The 18,269-nt window shown below is 73.3% G+C and carries 16 protein-coding genes; 11 read left to right on the top strand and 5 right to left on the bottom strand.

All coding sequences use genetic code 11. The annotated features are described in order from the left end of the window. Positions 1-1,113 (bottom strand): DNA glycosylase AlkZ-like family protein, encoded by a 1,113-nt coding sequence (locus tag AC1WTP_RS19130; protein WP_481650626.1) that lies wholly within the window; start codon positions 1,111-1,113, stop codon positions 1-3. A 281-nt stretch (positions 1,114-1,394) separates the two neighbouring features. On the opposite strand from AC1WTP_RS19130, the gene AC1WTP_RS19125 reads away from it, so the two are divergent. After that, positions 1,395-2,351, top strand: a complete 957-nt coding sequence (locus AC1WTP_RS19125) for a sulfite exporter TauE/SafE family protein (protein WP_481650625.1) — start codon at positions 1,395-1,397, stop codon at positions 2,349-2,351. 159 nt (positions 2,352-2,510) lie between these two features. Here the strand turns inward: AC1WTP_RS19125 and AC1WTP_RS19120 are convergent, their stop codons facing one another. Next, entirely contained in the window at positions 2,511-3,545 is a 1,035-nt protein-coding gene (locus AC1WTP_RS19120; RefSeq protein WP_481650624.1) for a LacI family DNA-binding transcriptional regulator, read from the bottom strand. 237 nt (positions 3,546-3,782) lie between these two features. Between AC1WTP_RS19120 and AC1WTP_RS19115 the strand changes: the two genes are divergently transcribed. The 10 genes from AC1WTP_RS19115 to AC1WTP_RS19070 all read left to right on the top strand — a co-directional run bounded on the left by AC1WTP_RS19115 (position 3,783) and on the right by AC1WTP_RS19070 (position 15,054). Next, positions 3,783-4,889 (top strand): amino acid ABC transporter substrate-binding protein, encoded by a 1,107-nt coding sequence (locus tag AC1WTP_RS19115; protein WP_481650623.1) that lies wholly within the window; start codon positions 3,783-3,785, stop codon positions 4,887-4,889. Between the two features lie 6 nt (positions 4,890-4,895). After that, a complete protein-coding gene (locus AC1WTP_RS19110) occupies positions 4,896-5,783 on the top strand; it encodes a branched-chain amino acid ABC transporter permease (protein ID WP_481650622.1) in 888 nt (295 codons plus the stop codon). Next, positions 5,767-6,948 carry a branched-chain amino acid ABC transporter permease gene (locus AC1WTP_RS19105; RefSeq protein ID WP_481650621.1) on the top strand — a complete coding sequence of 394 codons (1,182 nt, stop codon included), beginning with the start codon at positions 5,767-5,769 and terminating at the stop codon, positions 6,946-6,948. The genes AC1WTP_RS19110 and AC1WTP_RS19105 overlap by 17 nt, the downstream gene beginning before the upstream one ends. A 133-nt stretch (positions 6,949-7,081) precedes the next feature. Next, a complete protein-coding gene (locus AC1WTP_RS19100; protein WP_481650620.1) occupies positions 7,082-7,822 on the top strand; it encodes an ABC transporter ATP-binding protein in 741 nt (246 codons plus the stop codon). Then, positions 7,812-8,561 carry an ABC transporter ATP-binding protein gene (locus tag AC1WTP_RS19095; protein ID WP_481650619.1) on the top strand — a complete coding sequence of 250 codons (750 nt, stop codon included), beginning with the start codon at positions 7,812-7,814 and terminating at the stop codon, positions 8,559-8,561. The genes AC1WTP_RS19100 and AC1WTP_RS19095 overlap by 11 nt, the downstream gene beginning before the upstream one ends. Before the next feature lie 101 nt (positions 8,562-8,662). Further along, positions 8,663-9,619, top strand: coding sequence for a LamG-like jellyroll fold domain-containing protein (locus AC1WTP_RS19090; RefSeq protein WP_481650618.1), 957 nt, complete (start codon positions 8,663-8,665; stop codon positions 9,617-9,619). Positions 9,620-9,656: 37 nt separating this feature from the next. After that, the gene (locus tag AC1WTP_RS19085; protein ID WP_481650617.1) at positions 9,657-11,747 is read left to right on the top strand and encodes a PQQ-dependent sugar dehydrogenase; all 2,091 of its coding nucleotides are present in this window, start codon (positions 9,657-9,659) and stop codon (positions 11,745-11,747) included. A gap of 121 nt (positions 11,748-11,868) precedes the next feature. Beyond that, complete coding sequence (locus AC1WTP_RS19080; protein WP_481650616.1) at positions 11,869-13,035, top strand: Gfo/Idh/MocA family protein; 1,167 nt, start codon at positions 11,869-11,871, stop codon at positions 13,033-13,035. 67 nt (positions 13,036-13,102) lie between these two features. After that, positions 13,103-14,254 (top strand): DUF993 family protein, encoded by a 1,152-nt coding sequence (locus tag AC1WTP_RS19075; RefSeq protein ID WP_481650615.1) that lies wholly within the window; start codon positions 13,103-13,105, stop codon positions 14,252-14,254. Beyond that, on the top strand, positions 14,251-15,054 hold the full coding sequence (locus tag AC1WTP_RS19070; RefSeq protein ID WP_481650614.1) for a sugar phosphate isomerase/epimerase family protein: 804 nt from the start codon (positions 14,251-14,253) through the stop codon (positions 15,052-15,054). Before AC1WTP_RS19075 ends, AC1WTP_RS19070 begins: the two co-directional genes overlap by 4 nt. 26 nt (positions 15,055-15,080) lie before the next feature. Here AC1WTP_RS19070 and AC1WTP_RS19065 read toward each other — a convergent pair whose 3' ends face one another. From AC1WTP_RS19065 to AC1WTP_RS19055, 3 genes are all read right to left on the bottom strand, one after another. Beyond that, complete coding sequence (locus AC1WTP_RS19065; RefSeq protein ID WP_481650613.1) at positions 15,081-15,914, bottom strand: helix-turn-helix transcriptional regulator; 834 nt, start codon at positions 15,912-15,914, stop codon at positions 15,081-15,083. Between the two features lie 26 nt (positions 15,915-15,940). Next, on the bottom strand, positions 15,941-16,873 hold the full coding sequence (locus AC1WTP_RS19060; protein ID WP_481650612.1) for an SDR family oxidoreductase: 933 nt from the start codon (positions 16,871-16,873) through the stop codon (positions 15,941-15,943). Between the two features lie 142 nt (positions 16,874-17,015). Then, a complete protein-coding gene (locus tag AC1WTP_RS19055; RefSeq protein ID WP_481650611.1) occupies positions 17,016-18,254 on the bottom strand; it encodes a PucR family transcriptional regulator in 1,239 nt (412 codons plus the stop codon). Positions 18,255-18,269: the final 15 nt, after the last annotated feature.

Genomic DNA, 18,269 nt, shown 5'->3' with positions numbered 1-18,269 from the left:
CTACCGCGGCCGGCCGGGCAGCGTGAGGTCCAGCTCAAGCCAGTCGGCCAGATCCTTGATCTCGGCGTGCACCGCGGCGGTCGTGGCCTGGTCGAAGGGAACGTCCTCGTGGATCGCGTCGACCCGGAGTACGCCGGCCTTGCGGTCGGCGGCGGCGGCGAGCTTGCCGACCAGCCGGTCGCCGTACAGGATCGGCAGCGCGTAGTAGCCCCGGCGGCGCCCGGCCACCGGCTTGTACATCTCCAGCTGGTAGTCGAACCCGAAGAGCTCGACGGTGCGCTTGCGGTCATGGATCAGCCGGTCGAACGGTGACAACAGGGCCGCCCGCCCCGAGAACGGTCGACCCAGATAGCTGGGGTCGACCCGCCACAGGCCGTTGACGCCCTCGACCACGGCCGGCTCGCCCGCCACGCCCACGTCCATCGGCTCGACCGGGCACTCCGGCCCCTGGGCGCGGGCGATGCCGAGCGCGCGCAGCCGTCGTCGGTCGCGCACGCGACGCGCCTCGTCCACCGGGACCGCCGGGGCGGCGGGGTAGACCCGGGTGGCGAGGTCCCACAGCCGGTCCCGACCCCGGCGTCCGGCGATGGCGACCTCGCCGCGCCGCACCATGAACTCCAGCAGCTGGCTGACGTTGCGATGGTGGGTCCACCCGGTCGACGCCCAGGGCACCGCGCAGGTGTCCGGGATCTCGCGCGACGGCAGGGGGCCCTCGGTGGCGAGCCGCTCGAGGATGTCCCGCCGGCACGCGTCGTTGGCCCGTACCCAGTCGCGGTTGTGCCGCTGCCAGTCGCGCAGCTCGCCGCGCCCGGGCCACTCGGCCATCTCCGCGCGGTAGAGGGCCAGGTCTTCGCTGGGCCGGATCATCGCCCGAAGTTCGAGCAGGGTGCGGTCGGCCAGGGCCGCCTGCAACCGGGCCGGCGAGTACGACGGCCCGAGTCGGCTCCACGCCACGAGGTCGGCGCTCGGTGCGACGGCGGCGGTCGGGTCGATCTGGAGGAGCGTCAGGTGACGCACCACGTCGAGCAGGTCGCTCGGCCGCGGACCGTCCAGCAGTTGCGCCCGCACGGCGATGCGGCGCGCGTCGCCGCGGGACAGCTCGTGGACGGCCACGGGTCGAGGCTAGGCGACGGGGCCGCAGCCGCGCCTCCCCGTGCGCGGTGAACCTCAGCCCGTTGTGCAGCGGATTGCGACGGGAGACCAGCGCGGCGCCGGCCGGCGCGGGGCCCGGATCGGTTCGGCGGTGACCAGCACGTGGGAAGCGGGCTTGTCGCGGGCCATCCCGACTCCTATTCTCCACCTAACCACTAGGAAATATCGAGAATCCGGCCGGCGGCGGCCGCGCCGCTCGATCGACCGGCCATCTCCCGACCTCACCCTCACTGGCGGTTGACATGCGAAAACTCATCCTGCTCGCGCTCGTCGGCCTCGGCGCCCAGCTCGTCGACGGCAGTCTCGGCATGGCCTACGGCGTCACCTCCACGACGCTGCTGCTGGCCATCGGCACCAACCCGGCCGCCGCGTCGGCCACCGTGCACCTGGCCGAGATCGGCACCACGCTGGTCTCCGGCGCCTCGCACTGGCGGTTCGGCAACGTCGACTGGAGGGTGGTCTGGAGGATCGGCATACCCGGCGCCATCGGCGCCTTCGCGGGCGCCACGTTCCTGTCCGGCCTGTCGACCGGGACCGCCGCGCCGCTGATGTCGCTCATCCTGCTCGCGCTCGGCATCTACATCCTCATCCGGTTCACCGCCCTGGGTCTGCCCAAGGGCAACCTGGGCAAGCCGCTGCGCAAGCGGTTCCTCTCCCCGCTCGGCGTGGTCGCCGGGTTCGTCGACTCCACCGGCGGCGGAGGCTGGGGCCCGGTCGGCACGCCCGCCATCCTGGCCAGCGGCCGCCTGGAGCCGCGCAGGACGATCGGCTCGATCGACACCAGTGAGTTCCTCGTCGCCGTCGCGGCGAGCATCGGCTTCATCATCGGCATCGGCTCCGAGGGCGTGAACTACGCCTGGGTCGGGGCCCTGCTCGCCGGCGGCATCGTCGCCGCGCCGATCGCCGCCTGGCTGGTCCGGCACATCCCGCCGCGGGTGCTCGGCTCGGCCGTCGGCGGCATCATCATCCTGACCAACGCCCGAACCCTGCTGCGCAGCGACGTGATCGACGCGTCCGACGGCGTCCGCTACACCGTCTACGCCGTCATCTACCTGGTCTGGGCAGCGGCCATGGTCTACTCCGCCCGGCAGTATCTGGCCAACCGGGAGCAGGAACGGCGCATCATCGCCGAAGCCGGGGCGGCCGCGGTGGCCGGCAGTACCGAGCCGGACGGGAAGGCCGTCGCCCCGACCGCCTGACCCCACCGGCGACCACACCCCGCACGACCCGATCGGCCCCACCCCGGCGGGGCCGATCGGCACACCCCGACAAACCACCGCCGGCATTCCCGTCGATCATGAAGGTGTTGGCGCGACACGCCGGCGTCACCGACAACACCTTCATGATCGACGGAGGGGTCAGGCGCGGGGGGCGGGGCCGGTGGAGTCGCGTACCACCAGGGAGTGGCCGGTGGACCGGCGGCGCGGGCGGGCCGCGCGGGGCTTGAGCGCCAGGCCCAGCGCCATCCGGCCCATGTCGGTCATCGGCAGCCGGATGGTGGTGAGGCTGGGCGCGAGGTCGGCGGCCACCGAGACGTCGTCGAAGCCGACGACCGACATCCGCTCGGGCACCGGGACGCGGTGCGCGCGCAGCGTGGACAGCACGCCGATCGCCATCGCGTCGTTCAGCGCGATGATCGCGGTGGTCTCCGGGTGGTCGCGCAGGATCTGCTCGGCGGCCGAGCGGCCACCGTCGCGGGTGAAGTCGCAGTGGACGACGGGCAGGTCGTCCAGGGTGAGCCCGTGCCGGCTCAGCGCGGCGGCGACGCCGGCGAGCCGGTCGGCGACGGTGGTCAACGCCGCGGTGCCGGCGGCGACCGCGATCCGCCGGTGGCCGAGCTCCAGCAGGTGCTCGGCGAGCGCCCGGCCGCCGGCGGAGTTGTCCGGCAGCACGGCGTCGACGCCCAGGGCGTGCCGGCCGATGACGGCGACCCGGCCGCCGCCGTGCTGGAACTCCGACAGCTCGGCGCGCGCCTCGGCCTCGATCCGGGGGTCGTTGTAGCCGGAGCCGGCGACCAGGATGATGCCCACGCGCTGGGCGATGAGGTGGCGCAACTGCTGCAGCTCGTTGTCGGGGTCGCGGCCGGAGTGGCAGATCTGCACGAGCAGCCCCTCCTCGGCGGCGACCTGGATGACCCCGCCGGCGATCTCGGAGAAGTACGGGTCGTCCACCTGGTGCACCACCAGGCCCACTGTGGAGCTGGCGCCGCCGGCGAGCGTGCGGGCGTACGGGTTGGCGACGTAGCCGAGCTCGCGGGAGACCTGCCGGACCCGGCGGGCGACCTCCTCGCTGACGCCCTCCCGGCCGGAGAGGGCGCGGGAGGCGGTGGCCAGCGAGACGCCGGCGCGTTCGGCGACGTCGACGAGGCGCAGCCTCGGGCCAGGCTTGGGCATCCGCAACTCCCCGGAAACATCGATGCAATGACGGTATTGCCAGTGGCGTAGGACACAGCCTAGGCTACGAAAGCGCTTTCGTAAGCGCTTCCGTCCCGGGCAAAGGAGCGTTGCGGGATGACGAACCGATACAGGCGAATCCGATGGATGACGGCCATCGGCGCGACGATGACGCTCGCGCTGGCGGCTTGCAGTGGTGACGGCGGCGGGGAATCCGCCGGAAGCGACGATCCGATCGTGGTCGGCATCTCCCTCCCGCTGACCGGAGACTTCTCCGAGCCGGGCAAGGGCGTGCAGCGCGGGTACGAGGCCTGGGCGAAGATCACGAACGACAAGGGGGGTCTGCTCGGCCGCAAGGTCGAGTTGAAGATCCTCGACGACCAGTCCAACGCCGACCGGGTGGTCGCCGACTACGAGCAGCTCATCGGTTCCGACCAGGTCGACCTCGTGGTGGGACCGTTCTCGACCCGCCTCGTGGTGCCCGCGGCCCGGGTGGCCGAGGAGTACGGCATGCTCTTCGTCGAGCCGGCCGGCGCGGCGAAGGAGGTCTTCGAGCAGGGCTTCAAGAACCTGTTCTACGCCGCCCCGGCGGTGGCCAACGACCACTACAACCACCTGGCCGACTACCTGCTGGCACTGCCGGCCGACCAGCGGCCGAAGACCGCGGCGTACGCGGCCATGGACGACCCGTTCGCGCAGGGGACGGCGTACGGGCTCAAGGCGAAGCTGGAGGCGGCCGGCATCCGGACGGTCGTCGACGAGGTCTACCCGCCGAACACCACCGACTTCGGCAGCATCGCCGCGAAGATCGCGGCCTCCCGGGCCGACATCGTGGTGGGCGGCTCGCAGTACCAGGACGGCGTGAACCTGATCGTCGCCCTCCAACAGTTGAAGTACCAGCCGAAGCTGGCCGCGTTCTCCACCGCCCCGACGAACCCGGAGTTCGCCGCGGCCATCGGCAACAAGACCGAGGGGATCCTCTCGCCCACCGGCTACACCCAGAAGGCGCCCTACCCGAGCAACAAGGAGTTCGTCGAGAAGTACACCGCGCAGTTCGGCACGCCGCCCGAGGAGGACGAGGCCAACGCGTACACGACCGGTCAGGTCGTCGCGGCGGCGGTGACGGCGGTGGGCTGCGCCGAGCAGGGCGAGTGCCAGCAGAAGCTGGTCGACTGGGTACGCGGGAACACGGTGGAGACGGTCGTCGGGCCGCTGTCCTGGGACGAGACCGGCAAGCCGAAGGGCGCCCACATGATCCAGCAGTGGGTGGGCGGCGAGATCCAGATCGTGCTCCCGGCCGACGCCAAGGAGGCCGACCTCGTCTACCCGAAGCCGGCCTGGTAGGCGGCGATGCCCTCCGGTGCGCTGCTCTTCCAGAGCGTCATCCTGGGTCTGCTGCTGGGAGGGCTCTACGCCCTCCTGGCGGCCGGCCTGACCCTCTACTTCGGCATCATGCGGGTGGTGATGATCGCCCACTCGGCGTTCCTCATCCTGGCCGCGTACCTGGCCTGGTGGTCGCACGCCCGGCTGGGGGTCGACCCGCTGCTGTCCATGGTCGTCACCGTGCCGCTCTTCTTCGGCGCCGGCGTGCTGCTGCAACGGCTGCTGCTGGCCCGGCTGCGCGCGGCGACGCTGACCATGATGTCGGTGCTGCTGACGTTCGCCATCGCGGTCACCATCGAGGGGCTGCTCGGCTACGCCTTCACCGGCACCCAGCGGCGCATCCAGCTCGGCTACGGCTCGGCCAGCTTCGGCCTCTTCGGCGCCCGCATCGCGGTGGTGAAGCTGATCGCGTTCGGGCTCGCCGTCGTGGCGCTGCTGACCCTCTACCTGCTGATGAAGAAGACGACGTTCGGCTGGGCTTTGCGCGCCACCATCCAGCACCGCGACGCGGCCCGGCTGGTCGGCATCGAGACCGAGCGGGTGGCCGGGTACGGCTTCGGCCTCGGCCTGGCCACCGCCGCCGTCGGCGGCACCGCCCTCGCCCTCGACACCACCATCTATCCGTCGCTGCACTGGCACTGGATCGGCCCGTTGATGGCCATCATCGTGGTCGGCGGCCTCGGCAGTGTGCCCGGCGCCGCGATGGCCGCCATGGTGCTCGGGATGGCGCAGAGCCTGCTGCAGATCCCGCTCGGCACCACCTGGGCGCAGACGATCTTCTACCTCGCCCTGTTCGCCACGCTGGCGTTCCGGCCACAGGGATTCTTCGGAGGTCGCCTTGCCCAGCGCTTCTGACCCGACCGCCGCCCCGGCCGCCGCGTCGGGCGCCACCACGCCGCCCAGCACCCCGGCGCACCGGCGGGTCGGCCGGATCGCCCAGGTGGTCGCGATCCTGGTGCTCGCCGCCGCGGTGCTGTCGTTCCCGTCGCTGGCACCGAACCCGTACATCCTCTCGGCGGGCGTGGTGGTGCTGAACTACGCCGTGCTCTCCACGTCGTGGAACTTCGTCGGCGGGTTCACCGGCTACATCTCCCTCGGCCACGGCGCGCTGGCCGGCCTCGGCGGCTACGGCACGGCGCTGCTGGTCACCAAGGCCGGACTGCCCAGCTTCGTGGCGCTGGTCGTCGCGGCGCTGCTGGTCGCCGCGCTCGCCGTGCCGATCGGCTACGCGGCGCTGCGGGTGCGCGGCGCCTCGTTCGTCATCGTCTCGATCGCCCTGGTGCTGATCCTGCTGCTGGTCTTCCAGAGCTGGGCCTCGCTCACCGGCGGCTCGCGGGGCCTGGTGGTGCCGCGGCCGTTCCCCGGGTTGCTGCGCCCGGAGCACCACCGGGTGTTCTATTTCCTCTTCGCCGGCCTGCTCGGGCTCGCGCTGCTGGCCTGGTGGCTGATCGACCGCTCGCGGTTCGGCCTGGGGCTCAAGGCGATCCGGGAGGACGAGGACAAGGCGGAGGCGCTGGGCACCCCGACGTTCGCCTACAAGCTCGTGGTGTTCGTCGTCTCGGCCGGGTTCACCGCGCTGGCCGGCGGGCTCTACGCGCTCTGGTTCGGCGACCTGGACCCGGTCTTCCAGTTCTCCATCCTGACCGGCTCCTACCTGGTGCTGATGGCGCTGCTCGGCGGGGTCCGGCACCTGTTCGGCCCGCTGGTCGGCGCCCTCGTGGTCGGCGTCGCGCTGGAGTATTTCAAGGTGGAGTTCGGCAACACGCCGCTGCACCTGGTCGCCACCGGGCTGCTGCTCGCGCTGGTCGTGCTCTTCATGCCCGACGGCGTGTTGCCGGCGATCGGCGCGCTGGCCAGCCGGCTGTCCGGGACGGCGCAGAGTTCCATCCGCGAGGTCACCGCCGCCCAGCTGCGCGACGAGCGTACGACGGGCGGCCCGGCGGCGGGCGCGCGGGAACCGGTCGACGCCGCCGCGGTCCCCGCCGGCGGTGGTGCGCAGACGACGGAGGAACGGGCATGAGCGAGCGTCAGCGAGCGAATCATCGGCGCAGTGCGGTGGTGCCTCATGCTGGCACGCAGCGAAGCGGAGTGCCGGCATGAGCGAGCGTCAGCGAGCGAATCATCGGCGCAGTGCGGTGGTGCCTCATGCTGGCATGAGTGAGGTGGCGAGCCTGGCGACCGAGGGTCTGACCAAGGCGTTCGGCGGCGTGGTGGCGCTCGACGGCGCCACGGTCGCGTTCCGGCACGGCCAGGTCAACGCGCTGATCGGGCCGAACGGGTCGGGCAAGACGACGTTCTTCAACTGTGTCACCGGGATGATCCGGCCGGACGGCGGGCGGACGACCTACCGGGGGCGGGACATCACCCGCCGGGCGCCGCACGCCATCGCCCGCGCCGGCATCGGCCGCACCTTCCAGCTGTGCCGGGTGTTCCCCCGGATGTCGGCGCTGGACAACGTGCTCGCGGCGGTGCGCCCGGCCGGCCTGGCCGGCCAGCTGCGCGGCGCGCACACCCGCGCGGAGGTGGACCGGGCCCGGGGCTGGCTCACCCGGCTGGGCATCGAGCACCTCGCCGACTCCGAGGCGCGCAACATGTCCTGGGGCCAGCAGAAGCTGCTGGAGCTCGCCGGGGTGCTGATGAGCGACCCGGAGACCGTGCTGCTCGACGAGCCGGCCGGCGGGGTCAACCCGGCGCTGCTGGACCGGATCGGTTCCCTGGTGCGCGAGCTCAACGCCGAGGGACGGACCTTCGTGATCGTCGAGCACAACATGGACCTGGTGATGAGCGTCAGCGACCACATCGTGGTGTTCGACCGCGGGCGCCCGATCGCGGAGGGCCCGCCGTCGCTGATCCGCTCCGACGAACGTGTCCTGGGGGCTTACCTTGGCGTCTGAAATCGAACTCGTCGACGTCCACGCCGGGTACGGGCGCGCGGCGCCGGTGCTGCGCGGCCTCACCGTCTCGGTGCCCGCCGGCACGATCGTCTGCCTGGTCGGCCCCAACGGCGCCGGCAAGTCCACCGTGCTCAAGGTCGCCAGCGGCCTGCTCAAGCCGCGCTCCGGGCGGATCCTGGTGGGCGGGGTGGACGTGACCGGTCAGGGTCCGCAGCGGATGCTGGCCTCCGGGGTGGCGCACGTCCTGCAGGGGCACAGCGTGTTCCGGGAGATGACCGTGGCGGAGAACGTGCTGCTCGGCGGCTACACGATGCGGGACAAGGCGCAGATCGCCGAGCGGACCGCGTTCGTCAAGGAGCTGTTCCCGGTGGTGGCGCAGCGCTGGAACGCGCTCGCCGGGCTGCTCTCCGGCGGCCAGCAGAAGCAGGTGGAGTTCGCCCGCTCGCTGATGGTGGACCCCAAGGTGGTGCTGCTCGACGAGCCGTCCATGGGGCTGGACCCGAAGGCGACCAGCACCGTGTTCGAACAGGTGGTCCGGATGCGCGACGCCGGCACGGCGGTGCTGCTGGTGGAGCAGAACGCCCGGCGGGCGCTGGAGACCGCCGACCTCGGCTGCGTGCTCGACCTCGGGCGCGTGCACATCTCCGGGCCGGCGGCGCAGCTGCTGGCCGACCCCCAACTGGGCGAGCTGTATCTCGGCGGGCGCCCCGCCGAGCCGGCGGCCTCGCCCAAACGCTGACCGACCCGCGACAGACGGCACGACCAGATGATCCGGGCGCGACACGTAAGCGCTTACGAAAGCGGTTGCGTGTCACGCGGACACGAGAAGAGGTGTACGCGATGACCAGAGCCAGACGCGCCGCCGTTGTCACCGCCGCCCTGCTGGCGGTCGGTGTCATGGCCGGCGCCGCGACCGAGCCGGCCCAGGCGGACCGGAACCGCCCCCGCGACGTCCACCCCACCCTGCGCGACCACCTGGTCGCCTACTACGACTTCGACCACCCGGTGACCGGCGACGTCGCGCTGGAGCGCGACCAGGGCCGCTCCGGCACCGAGATCGAACTGGTCAACGGCGGCGCCGCCATGCGGGTGCCCGACCGCGCCTACCCCGGCAGCGGCAGAGCCCTGCAGACCCGGCAGGTCAACCCCGCCCAGGCCGGCAACGACGACTGGAAGGCCGGCATCTTCTCGGCCAGCGGCGTACGCACCCTGCGCCCGTTCAGCGCCGTCGCCGGCACCACAGTGATGGGCTGGTTCAAGCTGGAGATGGACAGCCCGCTGCCCAACTCCACCACCCCGAACCCGGACGACCGGTTCAACGCCATCGGCCTGGCCGGCGTGCTGACCGGCGACTCCGACGGCCACGGCGTCCGGGCGCTGCTGGAACTCATCGACGTCAACGGCGAACTGCGGCTGGTCGCCCTCGGCCGGCGCCTCGACGGCGGCAACTCGCAGACGTTCGCCGCCAGCGGGGACTGGCGCACCCTGCTGCCGAAGGGGGAGTGGGTGCACCTCGCGGCCACCTTCGACTTCGGCACCGGAACGATGGCGCTCTACCGCAACGGCCAGCCGCTGGACGGCTTCTACACCCGCACCGACGATCCGTGGCTCGTGTCGGGACCGGGCCCGCACCTCACCACCGCCTCCGACCCCCGGGGCATCAAGATCGGCGGGAGCTTCCCGCAGGACACCCTCGAGCGCAACCCGTGCGACTGCCGCATGGACGCCCTGATGTTCCTCGACACCGCGGTCTCCGCCCGCGACGTCGAGAAGCAGTACCGCTACCTGGCCCGCTGACCACCCTCGGCACGACCCCACCGAGAAGGAGATACGCGTGCGCAGTATCGGCAGCATCCGCAGATCCACAGTGACGGCCGGGCTCACGGCCGCCGCCCTGGTCCTGTCCACCCTGGTCGCCGCGCCCGCCCGGGCGGCCGACCCGGTCCACGATCCGGTACCCGAGATGCCCACCCAGTCCCGGCTCGGGCTGGTCCTGTCCGAGTACGCCAGCTTCCCGCAGTCGTTCCCCACCCCCGCGCCGACCGACCAGCGGCTGATGCGGACCGCGCGGATCAACACCATCATGGAACTGCCCGACGGCTCCGGCCGCCGCGCGGTGCCCGACCTCAACGGTCTGCTCTACCTGGTCGAGGACGGCGTGCCGCACGTCTACCTCGACGTCGCCAGGACGTTCGCCCCGCAGTTCTTCTCCGGCCGCGGCCTCGGCCAGGGCTTCGGGTACGTCGCCTTCCACCCGGAGTTCGGCAGCAACGGCCGGTTCTACACCATCCACACCGAACAGGCGTCGGCCACCACCGAGGTCCCGGACCACGCCCAGGCCAACACCCTGTTCCACGGGGTCATCACCGAGTGGACGGCGACCGACCCGGCCGCCGACACCTTCGCCGGCAGCCGGCGGGAAATCCTGCGGATCGGGTTCGGCGGGCAGATCCACGGCATCCAGGAGATCAACTTCAACCCCACGGCGAAGCCGGGCGACAGCGACTACGGGCTGCTGTACCTGGCCGTCGGCGACGGCGGCCTGGGCGTGCGCAACACCGATCCGCAGAACCTGGCCATGCCGCACGGCAAGCTGCTGCGGATCGACCCGCGGGGCGGTGACTCCGCCAACGGCCAGTACGGCATCCCGGCGGAGAACCCGTTCGTCGGCCGGGCCGGCGCGCTCGGCGAGATCTACGCGGTCGGCTTCCGCGACCCGCACCGGTTCAGCTGGGACCGGGCCACCGGCCGGATGTACCTGGGGCACATCGGCGAGCACGCCGTCGAGGCGATCTACGAGGTGCGCGCCGGGGACAACTTCGGCTGGAGCGAGCGCGAGGGGGCCTACGTCTTCGACAAGACGACCACCAACCCGTGCAACAAGCTCCTGCCGCTGCCCGCCGACGACGCGAGCTACGGCTACACGTACCCGGTCGCGGCGTACGACCACGACCCCGCGCCCGGCTGGAACTGCACCTCCGACGTCGGGGTCGCGGTGGCCGGCGGGTTCGTCTACCGGGGCCGCGAGCTGCCCGCGCTGCGTGGCAAGTACGTCTTCGGCGACCTGGTCGACGGCCGGGTGCTCTACACCGAGGCGCACCAGATGCGCCGCGGTGAGGGTCTCGCTCCGATCCACCGGCTCGCGCTGTTCGACACCGCCGGCAACCCGGTGCGGATGCAGGACCTCTCCGGCCCCGGTGCGCCGGGTGACCGCAACCGGGTCGACCTGCGCTTCGGCACCGACGCCGCGGGCGAGCTCTACATCCTGGCCAAGGCCAACGGCAAGGTCTGGAAGGTCACCGGCACCCGGGTCTTCGCCGGCGGCGACGTCGGTGACACCCGGCTGCGGAAGACCGCCGGCGCGGCGAACTGGGCGCCGGTGACCCCGTCGAAGTGGCAGTTCACCAAGGACGAGGTGATCCTCGCCGAGGCGGGCGTCAGCCGGCCCGGACCGCGCCGGCCGTTCGAGTACGCGGTGCTGACCGCCGGGCCGGCCTGGTCGTCGGTCGAGGTCGAGGCCCGGGTACGGCTCGACACGCCGGTGGAGGTGACCAACCGGGACGTCATCATCGTCTTCGGCTGGCGCTCGGACACCGAGTTCTACTACGCCCACCTCTCCACCGACAACACGATCTACCCGCACAACGGCATCTTCAAGGTCAACAACGCCGACCGGGAACGGATCGACCACCAGTGGAACGGGCGGTCCCGCGGCGCCAACCCGGCGATCACCGACGCCGAGTGGCACAAGGTGCGGGTGAAGCACCTGCCGGCCACCGGGGAGATCGCGGTCTACGTGGACGGGCACAGGGACCCGCTGATGACCGCGAAGGACACCACGTTCGGCTCCGGACGGGTCGGCTTCGGCTCCTTCGACAACGTCGGCCGGCTGCGTCACCTCACGGTGACCGGCACGCCGGCCTGACCCGCGCCGGCGGGGTGCGGCGGCGACGTGGCCGCCGTACCCCGCCGACGCACCCCGAGGTGCGGCACCCGGCCAGCCGGCCGGGTGCGGCGAGAACCGCGCTTACCTGGAGGGCGAGGCGATGACGGCACGTATCCCGATAGGGATCGTCATGAACGGCGTGACCGGGCGGATGGGATACCGGCAGCATCTGGTGCGGTCCCTGCTGGCGATCCGCGAGCAGGGCGGCGTCCCGCTGCGCGGCGGCGGGCGGCTGTGGCCGGAACTCGTGCTGGTCGGCCGCAACGAGGCCAAGCTGCGCGACGTCGCGGGCCGGCACGGGCTGACCGACTGGACCACCGACCTCGCCGCGGCGCTCGCCCGCCCGGACACCTCGATCTACTTCGACGCCCAGGTGACCAGCGAGCGGGAGAAGGCGATCGGCCTGGCCATCGAGGCCGGCAAGCACATCTACACCGAGAAGCCGCTGGCCACCACCCTGCACGGCGCCGTCGAACTGGCCCGGGCCGCCGACGCGGCCGGCGTGCGGCACGGCGTGGTGCAGGACAAGCTCTTCCTGCCCGGCCTGCGCAAGCTGGACCGGCTGGTGCGCGGCGGGTTCTTCGGCCGGATCCTGTCGGTGCGCGGCGAGTTCGGCTACTGGGTCTTCGAGGGCGACTGGCAGGCCGCGCAGCGCCCGAGCTGGAACTACCGGGCCGCCGACGGCGGCGGCATCGTGGTCGACATGTTCCCGCACTGGCACTACGTGCTGGAGCAGGTCTTCGGGTCGGTGCGGGCGGTCACCGCGCACGTCACCACCCATATCCCGCGCCGCTGGGACGAGGACGGCCAGCCCTACGACGCCACCGCCGACGACGCCGCGTACGCCATTCTCGAACTCGACGGCGGCGTCGTCGCGCAGATCAACTCGTCCTGGGCGGTCCGGGTCAACCGTGACGAGCTGGTCGAGTTCCAGGTCGACGGCACCGAGGGCAGCGCCGTGGCCGGGCTGCGCCGCTGCCGGGTGCAGCACCGGGCCAGCACCCCGAAGCCGGTCTGGAACCCGGACCTGCCGTCCACCGACGATTTCCGGTCGCAGTGGCAGGAGGTGCCGGACAACGAGGTGTACGACAACGGGTTCAAGGCGCAGTGGGAGATGTTCCTGCGGCACGTCGCCGAGGACGCCCCGTACACCTGGGACCTGTGGTCCGGCGCGCGCGGCGTGCAGCTGGCCGAGCTGGGCCTGCTGTCCGCGCGGGAGGGGCGGCGGGTGGAGATCCCGGAGCTGACCGGCGGGGAGCCGGCATGAGCGAGCGAATCATCGGGCTCAGCGCGAAGGTGCCTCATGGCGGCGCGGAGCGAAGCGGAGTGCCGGCATGAGCGCCACGGTGCGGCTGCCCGACGGGGCGTACACCCTCTCCGGCGCCGGGGGCGAGCACGCCAACCCGGGCGCGGCGTTCACCAGCCGGGTGGCGTACGCCGCCGCGCACGTGGTCGCCGACCCGCGGGCCGAGAACGTGCCGGGCGCGCCCGCCGCCGTCGACTGGGAGGCGACGCTGGCGTTCCGCCGCCACCTCTGGTCGTACGGCTTCGGGGTGGCCGAGGCGATGGACACCGCCCAGCGGGGCATGGGGCTGGACTACCCGACGGCGCGCGAGCTGGTGCGCCGCTCCGCGGCGGCGGCCCGGGCGGAGGGCGGCGCGATCTGCGCCGGGGTGGCCACCGACCAGCTGCCGGCCGGGCCGGCCACCCTCGACGAGATCCGCAAGGCGTACGCCGAGCAGCTCGCCGACGTGCAGGAGGCCGGGGCCCGGCCGGTGCTGATGTGCAGTCGGCACCTCGCCGTCGCGGCCCGCTCCGCGGCGGACTACCTCGACGTCTACGGCCGGCTGATCGACGAGGCGGACGACCCGGTCGTGCTGCACTGGCTGGGCCCGGCGTTCGACCCGGCACTGGCCGGCTACTGGGGCGACGCCGACCCGGCGCGGGCCGCGGACACCGTGGTGGCGCTGATCGCCGGCCACCCCGGCCGGGTCGACGGGATCAAGCTGTCGCTGCTCGACGAGGACTTCGAGGTGGCGCTGCGCCGCCGCCTGCCGGCCGGGGTGCGGCTCTACACCGGCGACGACTTCAACTACCCGGCGCTGATCCGGGGCGACGGCGAGGGCCACTCCGACGCGCTGCTCGGCGTGCTGGCCGCCATCGCGCCGCCGGCCGCCGCCGCGCTGCGCGCCCTCGACGGCGGCGACCCGGCCCGGTACGACCGGCTGCTCGCGCCGACGCTGCCGCTGGCGCGGCACCTGTTCGGGGCGCCCACCTTCTACTACAAGACCGGCATCGTCTTCCTCGCCTGGCTGGCCGGCCACCAGGACCACTTCACGATGGTCGGCGGCCTGCAGTCGGGCCGGTCATCGGCGCACCTGGCGCGGCTGCTCCGGCTCGCCGACGCCGCCGGCCTGCTGCCCGACGCGGAACTGGCCGCCCACCGCGCGCGGGCGTTCCTGACCACCGTGGGGGTGGCGCAGTGAAGCGGTTCGCGCTGAACTCGGCCACCACCCGCCGCTGGCCGCTGCCGGACCTGGTCGCCGGCTGCGTGGACGCCGGCGTCGGGAGCGTCGGGCTGTGGCGCGAGGACCTGGCCGCGCACGGCGTCGAGGCGACCGCCGCCCTGGTCCGGGACGCCGGTCTCGCCGTCACGTCGCTGTGCCGCGGTGGCTTCTTCGACGCGCCCGGCTGGTTCGACGAGAACCGGCGGGCGATCGACGAGGCGGCCGCGGTCGGCGCGCCGGTGCTGGTGCTGGTCTCCGGCGGGCTGCCGGCCGGCAGCCGGGACCTCGACGCCGCCCGGGCGCACGTCGGCGAGGCGATCGGCGCGCTGGTGCCGCACGCGCTGGCCGCGGGGGTGCGGCTCGCGGTCGAGCCGCTGCACCCGATGTTCTGCTCGGACCGGTGCGTGGTCGCCAGCCTCGGCCAGGCGCTGGACCTGGCCGAGCCGTACCCGCCGGAGGCGGTGGGCGTGGTGGTGGACACCTACCACCTGTGGTGGGACGACCAGGTGTGGGCGCAGATCGCCCGGGCCGGGCGGGCGGAGCGGATCGCCTGTTTCCAGGTCGCCGACTGGGTGACGCCGCTGCCGGCCGGGGTGCTGCTCGGCCGGGGCCTGCCCGGCGCCGGCTGCGTGGAGCTGCGCCGCTTCCGGGCGGCGGTCGACGCCGCCGGCTACACCGGCCCGATCGAGGTGGAGGTCTTCGCCGAGGAGGTGTGGTCCCGGCCGGGTCGGGCGGTGCTGGACGAGGCGATCGCCGGTTACCTGGAGCACGTGGCCTGAGCGGGCGCGGGCCACCGGCGGCGCCGTCAGAAGCGCTGGCCACCGAGGACCGAGAGCAGGCGCAGCTTCTCGTCGCTGTCGCTGCCCGGCTCGGCGGTGTAGACCAGCAGGGTCTGCGACTGGTCCGGGTCCACCAGGGTCTGGCAGTGCAGCTCGAGCGGGCCGACCTCGGGGTGCAGGAACCGCTTCGGCGGGCAGTACGCGCCCTGCACCGGATGTTCCCGCCACAGCTCGGCGAACTCGTCGCTGCCGGCCAGCAACGCGTCGACGACGGCGGCCGCCCGGGAACCCCGGCCGTCTCGGGTGTACGCGCCGTGCAGGTGCGCCGCGACCAGCCGGCTGTGGGCGGCATGGTCCTCGGCGGGGTGGACCAGCCGGGCCGCCGGATCGGTGAACCAGCGGTAGTGCGCGCTGCGGGCCAGCCCGGTGTGCCGGCTCGCGTCGCCGAGCAGCGCGATCACCGGCCCGGTCTGCGCGAGGGTCTCCCCGACCTGGTTCACCACCTGGGCCGGGGTGTCCTGCAGGCGGTCGAGGATGCGCATCATCCCGGGGTTGACGTGGTCGGCGCGCAGGGCACGGTGCGGGGTGGCGTAGCCGGCGAGGCGGAACAGGTGGTCGCGTTCGGCCAGGGTCAGGCGCAGGCCGCGGGCGAGCGCGGCCAGCATCTGTTCCGACGGGTGGGGGCCGCGTCGCTGCTCTAGCCGGGTGTAGTAGTCGGTGGACATGTCGCTCAGCGCGGCCACCTCCTCCCGGCGCAGCCCCCCGGTGCGGCGCCGCGGCCCGCGGGGCAGCCCGACGTCCTCGGGTTGCAGCGCCGCGCGTCGGGTGCGCAGGAAGCCGGCGAGTTGCGCCCGGTCCATCGGCGCTCCTTTCTGGTGATCGTGGCTCACGGGGCGGGGAACGTGACGCCGGTGAGCCGTTCCGAGACGGCCCAGAGCCGGGCCGCCGCCTCGGTGTCGCGGGCCGCCCGGTAGACGGCCAGCTCGATCGGACCGCCGGTGAACTGGCCGAGACCGTCCGGCCCGTAGAAGCGGCCACCCTGTGCCTGCGGGCTGGTGGCGGCGTGCAGGGCGGGCAGCAGGCCGGCGTCGACCGACTGCACCAGCAGCCCCCACCGGGCGAGGCGCTTCATGATCGACTCGTATGGGGACCGCCGGTCGCGCCCGAGGTTCGGGCCGGCGGCGTAGAGGTTGGTCAGGGTGGTGCCGGGGTGGGCGACGTTGCTGGTGAGGCCCCAGCCGCCCGCCGTGCTGCGCCGGTGCAGTTCCAGGCTGAACAGCAGGTTGGCCAGCTTCGAGGCGCCGTACGCGCGCACCGGCGAGTAGCGCCGTTCGCTCTGCAGGTCGTCCCAGTCGAGCCGGCCGGAGCGGGCGGCGCTGCTGGACATGGTGGTGACCCGGGCCCGGCCGGCCCGCAGCAGGGGCAGCAGCCGCCCGGTGAGCGCCAGGTGGCCGAGGTGGTTGGTGCCGAACTGGAGCTCGAAGCCGTCGGCGGTGGTGTGCCGGGTGGCGGGCGCCATCACGCCGGCGTTGTTGATCAGGAACTCGATCGGCCGGCCGTCGCGGTGCAGCGAGTCGGCGAGCGCCGAGACCGAGTCGAGCGAGGCGAGGTCGAGCTGCCGGGTGGAGACCACGGCGCGCGGCGCCGCCGCGCGGATGCGGTCGACCGCCGCGGCGCCCTTGGCCGGGTTGCGCACCGGCAGCACGAGGTCGGCGCCGGCGCGGGCGAGGCGTACGGCCAGGCCGAGGCCGAGCCCGTCGCTGGCGCCGGTCACCACGGCGAGCCTTCCGGTCAGATCGGGTACCTGCACGTCACGCACAACAAACTCCCTGGTCGGTGGTGTTCCTCTGGGCCGCGGCCAACGATCGCGTCCGCCGCGGGCGGCATCCAGAGAAGGCCGGTCCAGGGATCGCCGGTACCAGGATGAGCGGCGAGGTCGCCCCGGCAGCCCGATCCGGGGATCAAAGCGCGTCCGCGCCGGGCCCGGCCGGCGGCCGGAACGCCAGGGCCACCGTGAGGTCGAGGACGCTGGCCGGGTCGGTGAGCCGGTCCCCGTACAACTCCCGCAGCTTGCCCATCCGGTAGCGCACGGTCTGCGGATGGACGAAGAGGTCGGCCGCCACGTCGTCGCGCCGGCCCTGGTGCAGCAGCCAGGAGCGCAGCGTCTCGGCGAGCCGGTCCGCGGTGGCCGGCGGCAGCCCGGCCAGCGGCGCCAGCGCCCGGGTCCGCAGGTCGGCCAGCGCCTCCGGGTCCGTGCCGAGCAGCAGCTCGGCCAGGTGTCGCTCGGTGTCCAGCGGGGCGCCGTCGGCCGGGTGCGCGATGCCGAGCGCGAGCGCCCGCAGGGCCCGCTGGTAGGCGTACGCCACCCGGGTCCAGGGGCGGGCCGGGCCGAGCACCGCCCGCCGGCCGTGCAGCACCCGGGCGAGCTGCCGGCGCCGGTCGCCGTGCGCGTCCGGGACGAGCAGCACGGCGATCTCCGCGCCCGGCTCCGCCGCGGGCAGGTCCTCCCCGCCCTCCAGCGTGTGCTCGTCGAGCAGCGCCAGCGCCGCGCGCAGGTTGGCCCGCGGCAGCAGGACGACGGTGAGGGTCTGCGGCGGCGGCCAGTCCGCCCGCTCGGCGCTGCGCAGCAGCACCTCCTCCGCCTCGCCGGTGAGCAGCTGCTGGGTCAGCCGCTCCAGGTTGCGCCGCCGGGCCCGCCCGACGCTGGCCAGCTCGTCGGCGTGACCGGCGACGCTGGCGGCGGAGAGCTCGTCGATGTAGGCGAACATCAGCTCGGCGAACTCGGCCACGGTGGCGGCGGCGAGCCCGCCCTCGACGGTGGTGGCGGACATCTCCCGCCAGGAGACCCGGGCGCCCACCCGGTAGGCGGCCAGCAGCGCGTCCATGCTCCGGCCGGAGCGCGCCTCGCCACTGCCCAGCGCGTACGCGGCCTCCAGCGCCGGGACCAGCGGGGTGCTCGGGTCGCCGGCCTGCGGCCGCTCGATCAACTGGAGGAACGTGCCGAGCGCGATCTGCACCGCGTTGGCGATCTTGTCGCGCATCTGGCCGGTGAGGGTGCCGGAGTAGCTGGGCACCTCGGCGGTGATCGCGCTCACCGTGCGCTCGGCGAGCAGCGGCAGCCGGTCGCGTAGCGCGCCGGCCACCCGCTCGTCGAGTTCCAGCCGCGCCGCACGGTGGGTCGCCCCGCTGCGCTCCGCCACGTTTTGTTCTCCCCG

The organism is Micromonospora sp. R311 (assembly GCF_056780015.1).
This window is presented reverse-complemented; position numbering and strand designations above follow the sequence as displayed.

What these genes read in the sequence shown, in the direction of transcription:
- AC1WTP_RS19100 (WP_481650620.1), top strand. Translation starts at nt 7,082, where the DNA reads ATGAGTGAGGTGGCGAGCCTGGCGACCGAGGGTCTGACCAAGGCGTTC.
- AC1WTP_RS19065 (WP_481650613.1), bottom strand. Translation starts at nt 15,914, where the DNA reads ATGGACCGGGCGCAACTCGCCGGCTTCCTGCGCACCCGACGCGCGGCG.
- AC1WTP_RS19090 (WP_481650618.1), top strand. Translation starts at nt 8,663, where the DNA reads ATGACCAGAGCCAGACGCGCCGCCGTTGTCACCGCCGCCCTGCTGGCG.
- AC1WTP_RS19110 (WP_481650622.1), top strand. Translation starts at nt 4,896, where the DNA reads ATGCCCTCCGGTGCGCTGCTCTTCCAGAGCGTCATCCTGGGTCTGCTG.
- AC1WTP_RS19125 (WP_481650625.1), top strand. Translation starts at nt 1,395, where the DNA reads ATGCGAAAACTCATCCTGCTCGCGCTCGTCGGCCTCGGCGCCCAGCTC.
- AC1WTP_RS19120 (WP_481650624.1), bottom strand. Translation starts at nt 3,545, where the DNA reads ATGCCCAAGCCTGGCCCGAGGCTGCGCCTCGTCGACGTCGCCGAACGC.
- AC1WTP_RS19075 (WP_481650615.1), top strand. Translation starts at nt 13,103, where the DNA reads ATGAGCGCCACGGTGCGGCTGCCCGACGGGGCGTACACCCTCTCCGGC.
- AC1WTP_RS19080 (WP_481650616.1), top strand. Translation starts at nt 11,869, where the DNA reads ATGACGGCACGTATCCCGATAGGGATCGTCATGAACGGCGTGACCGGG.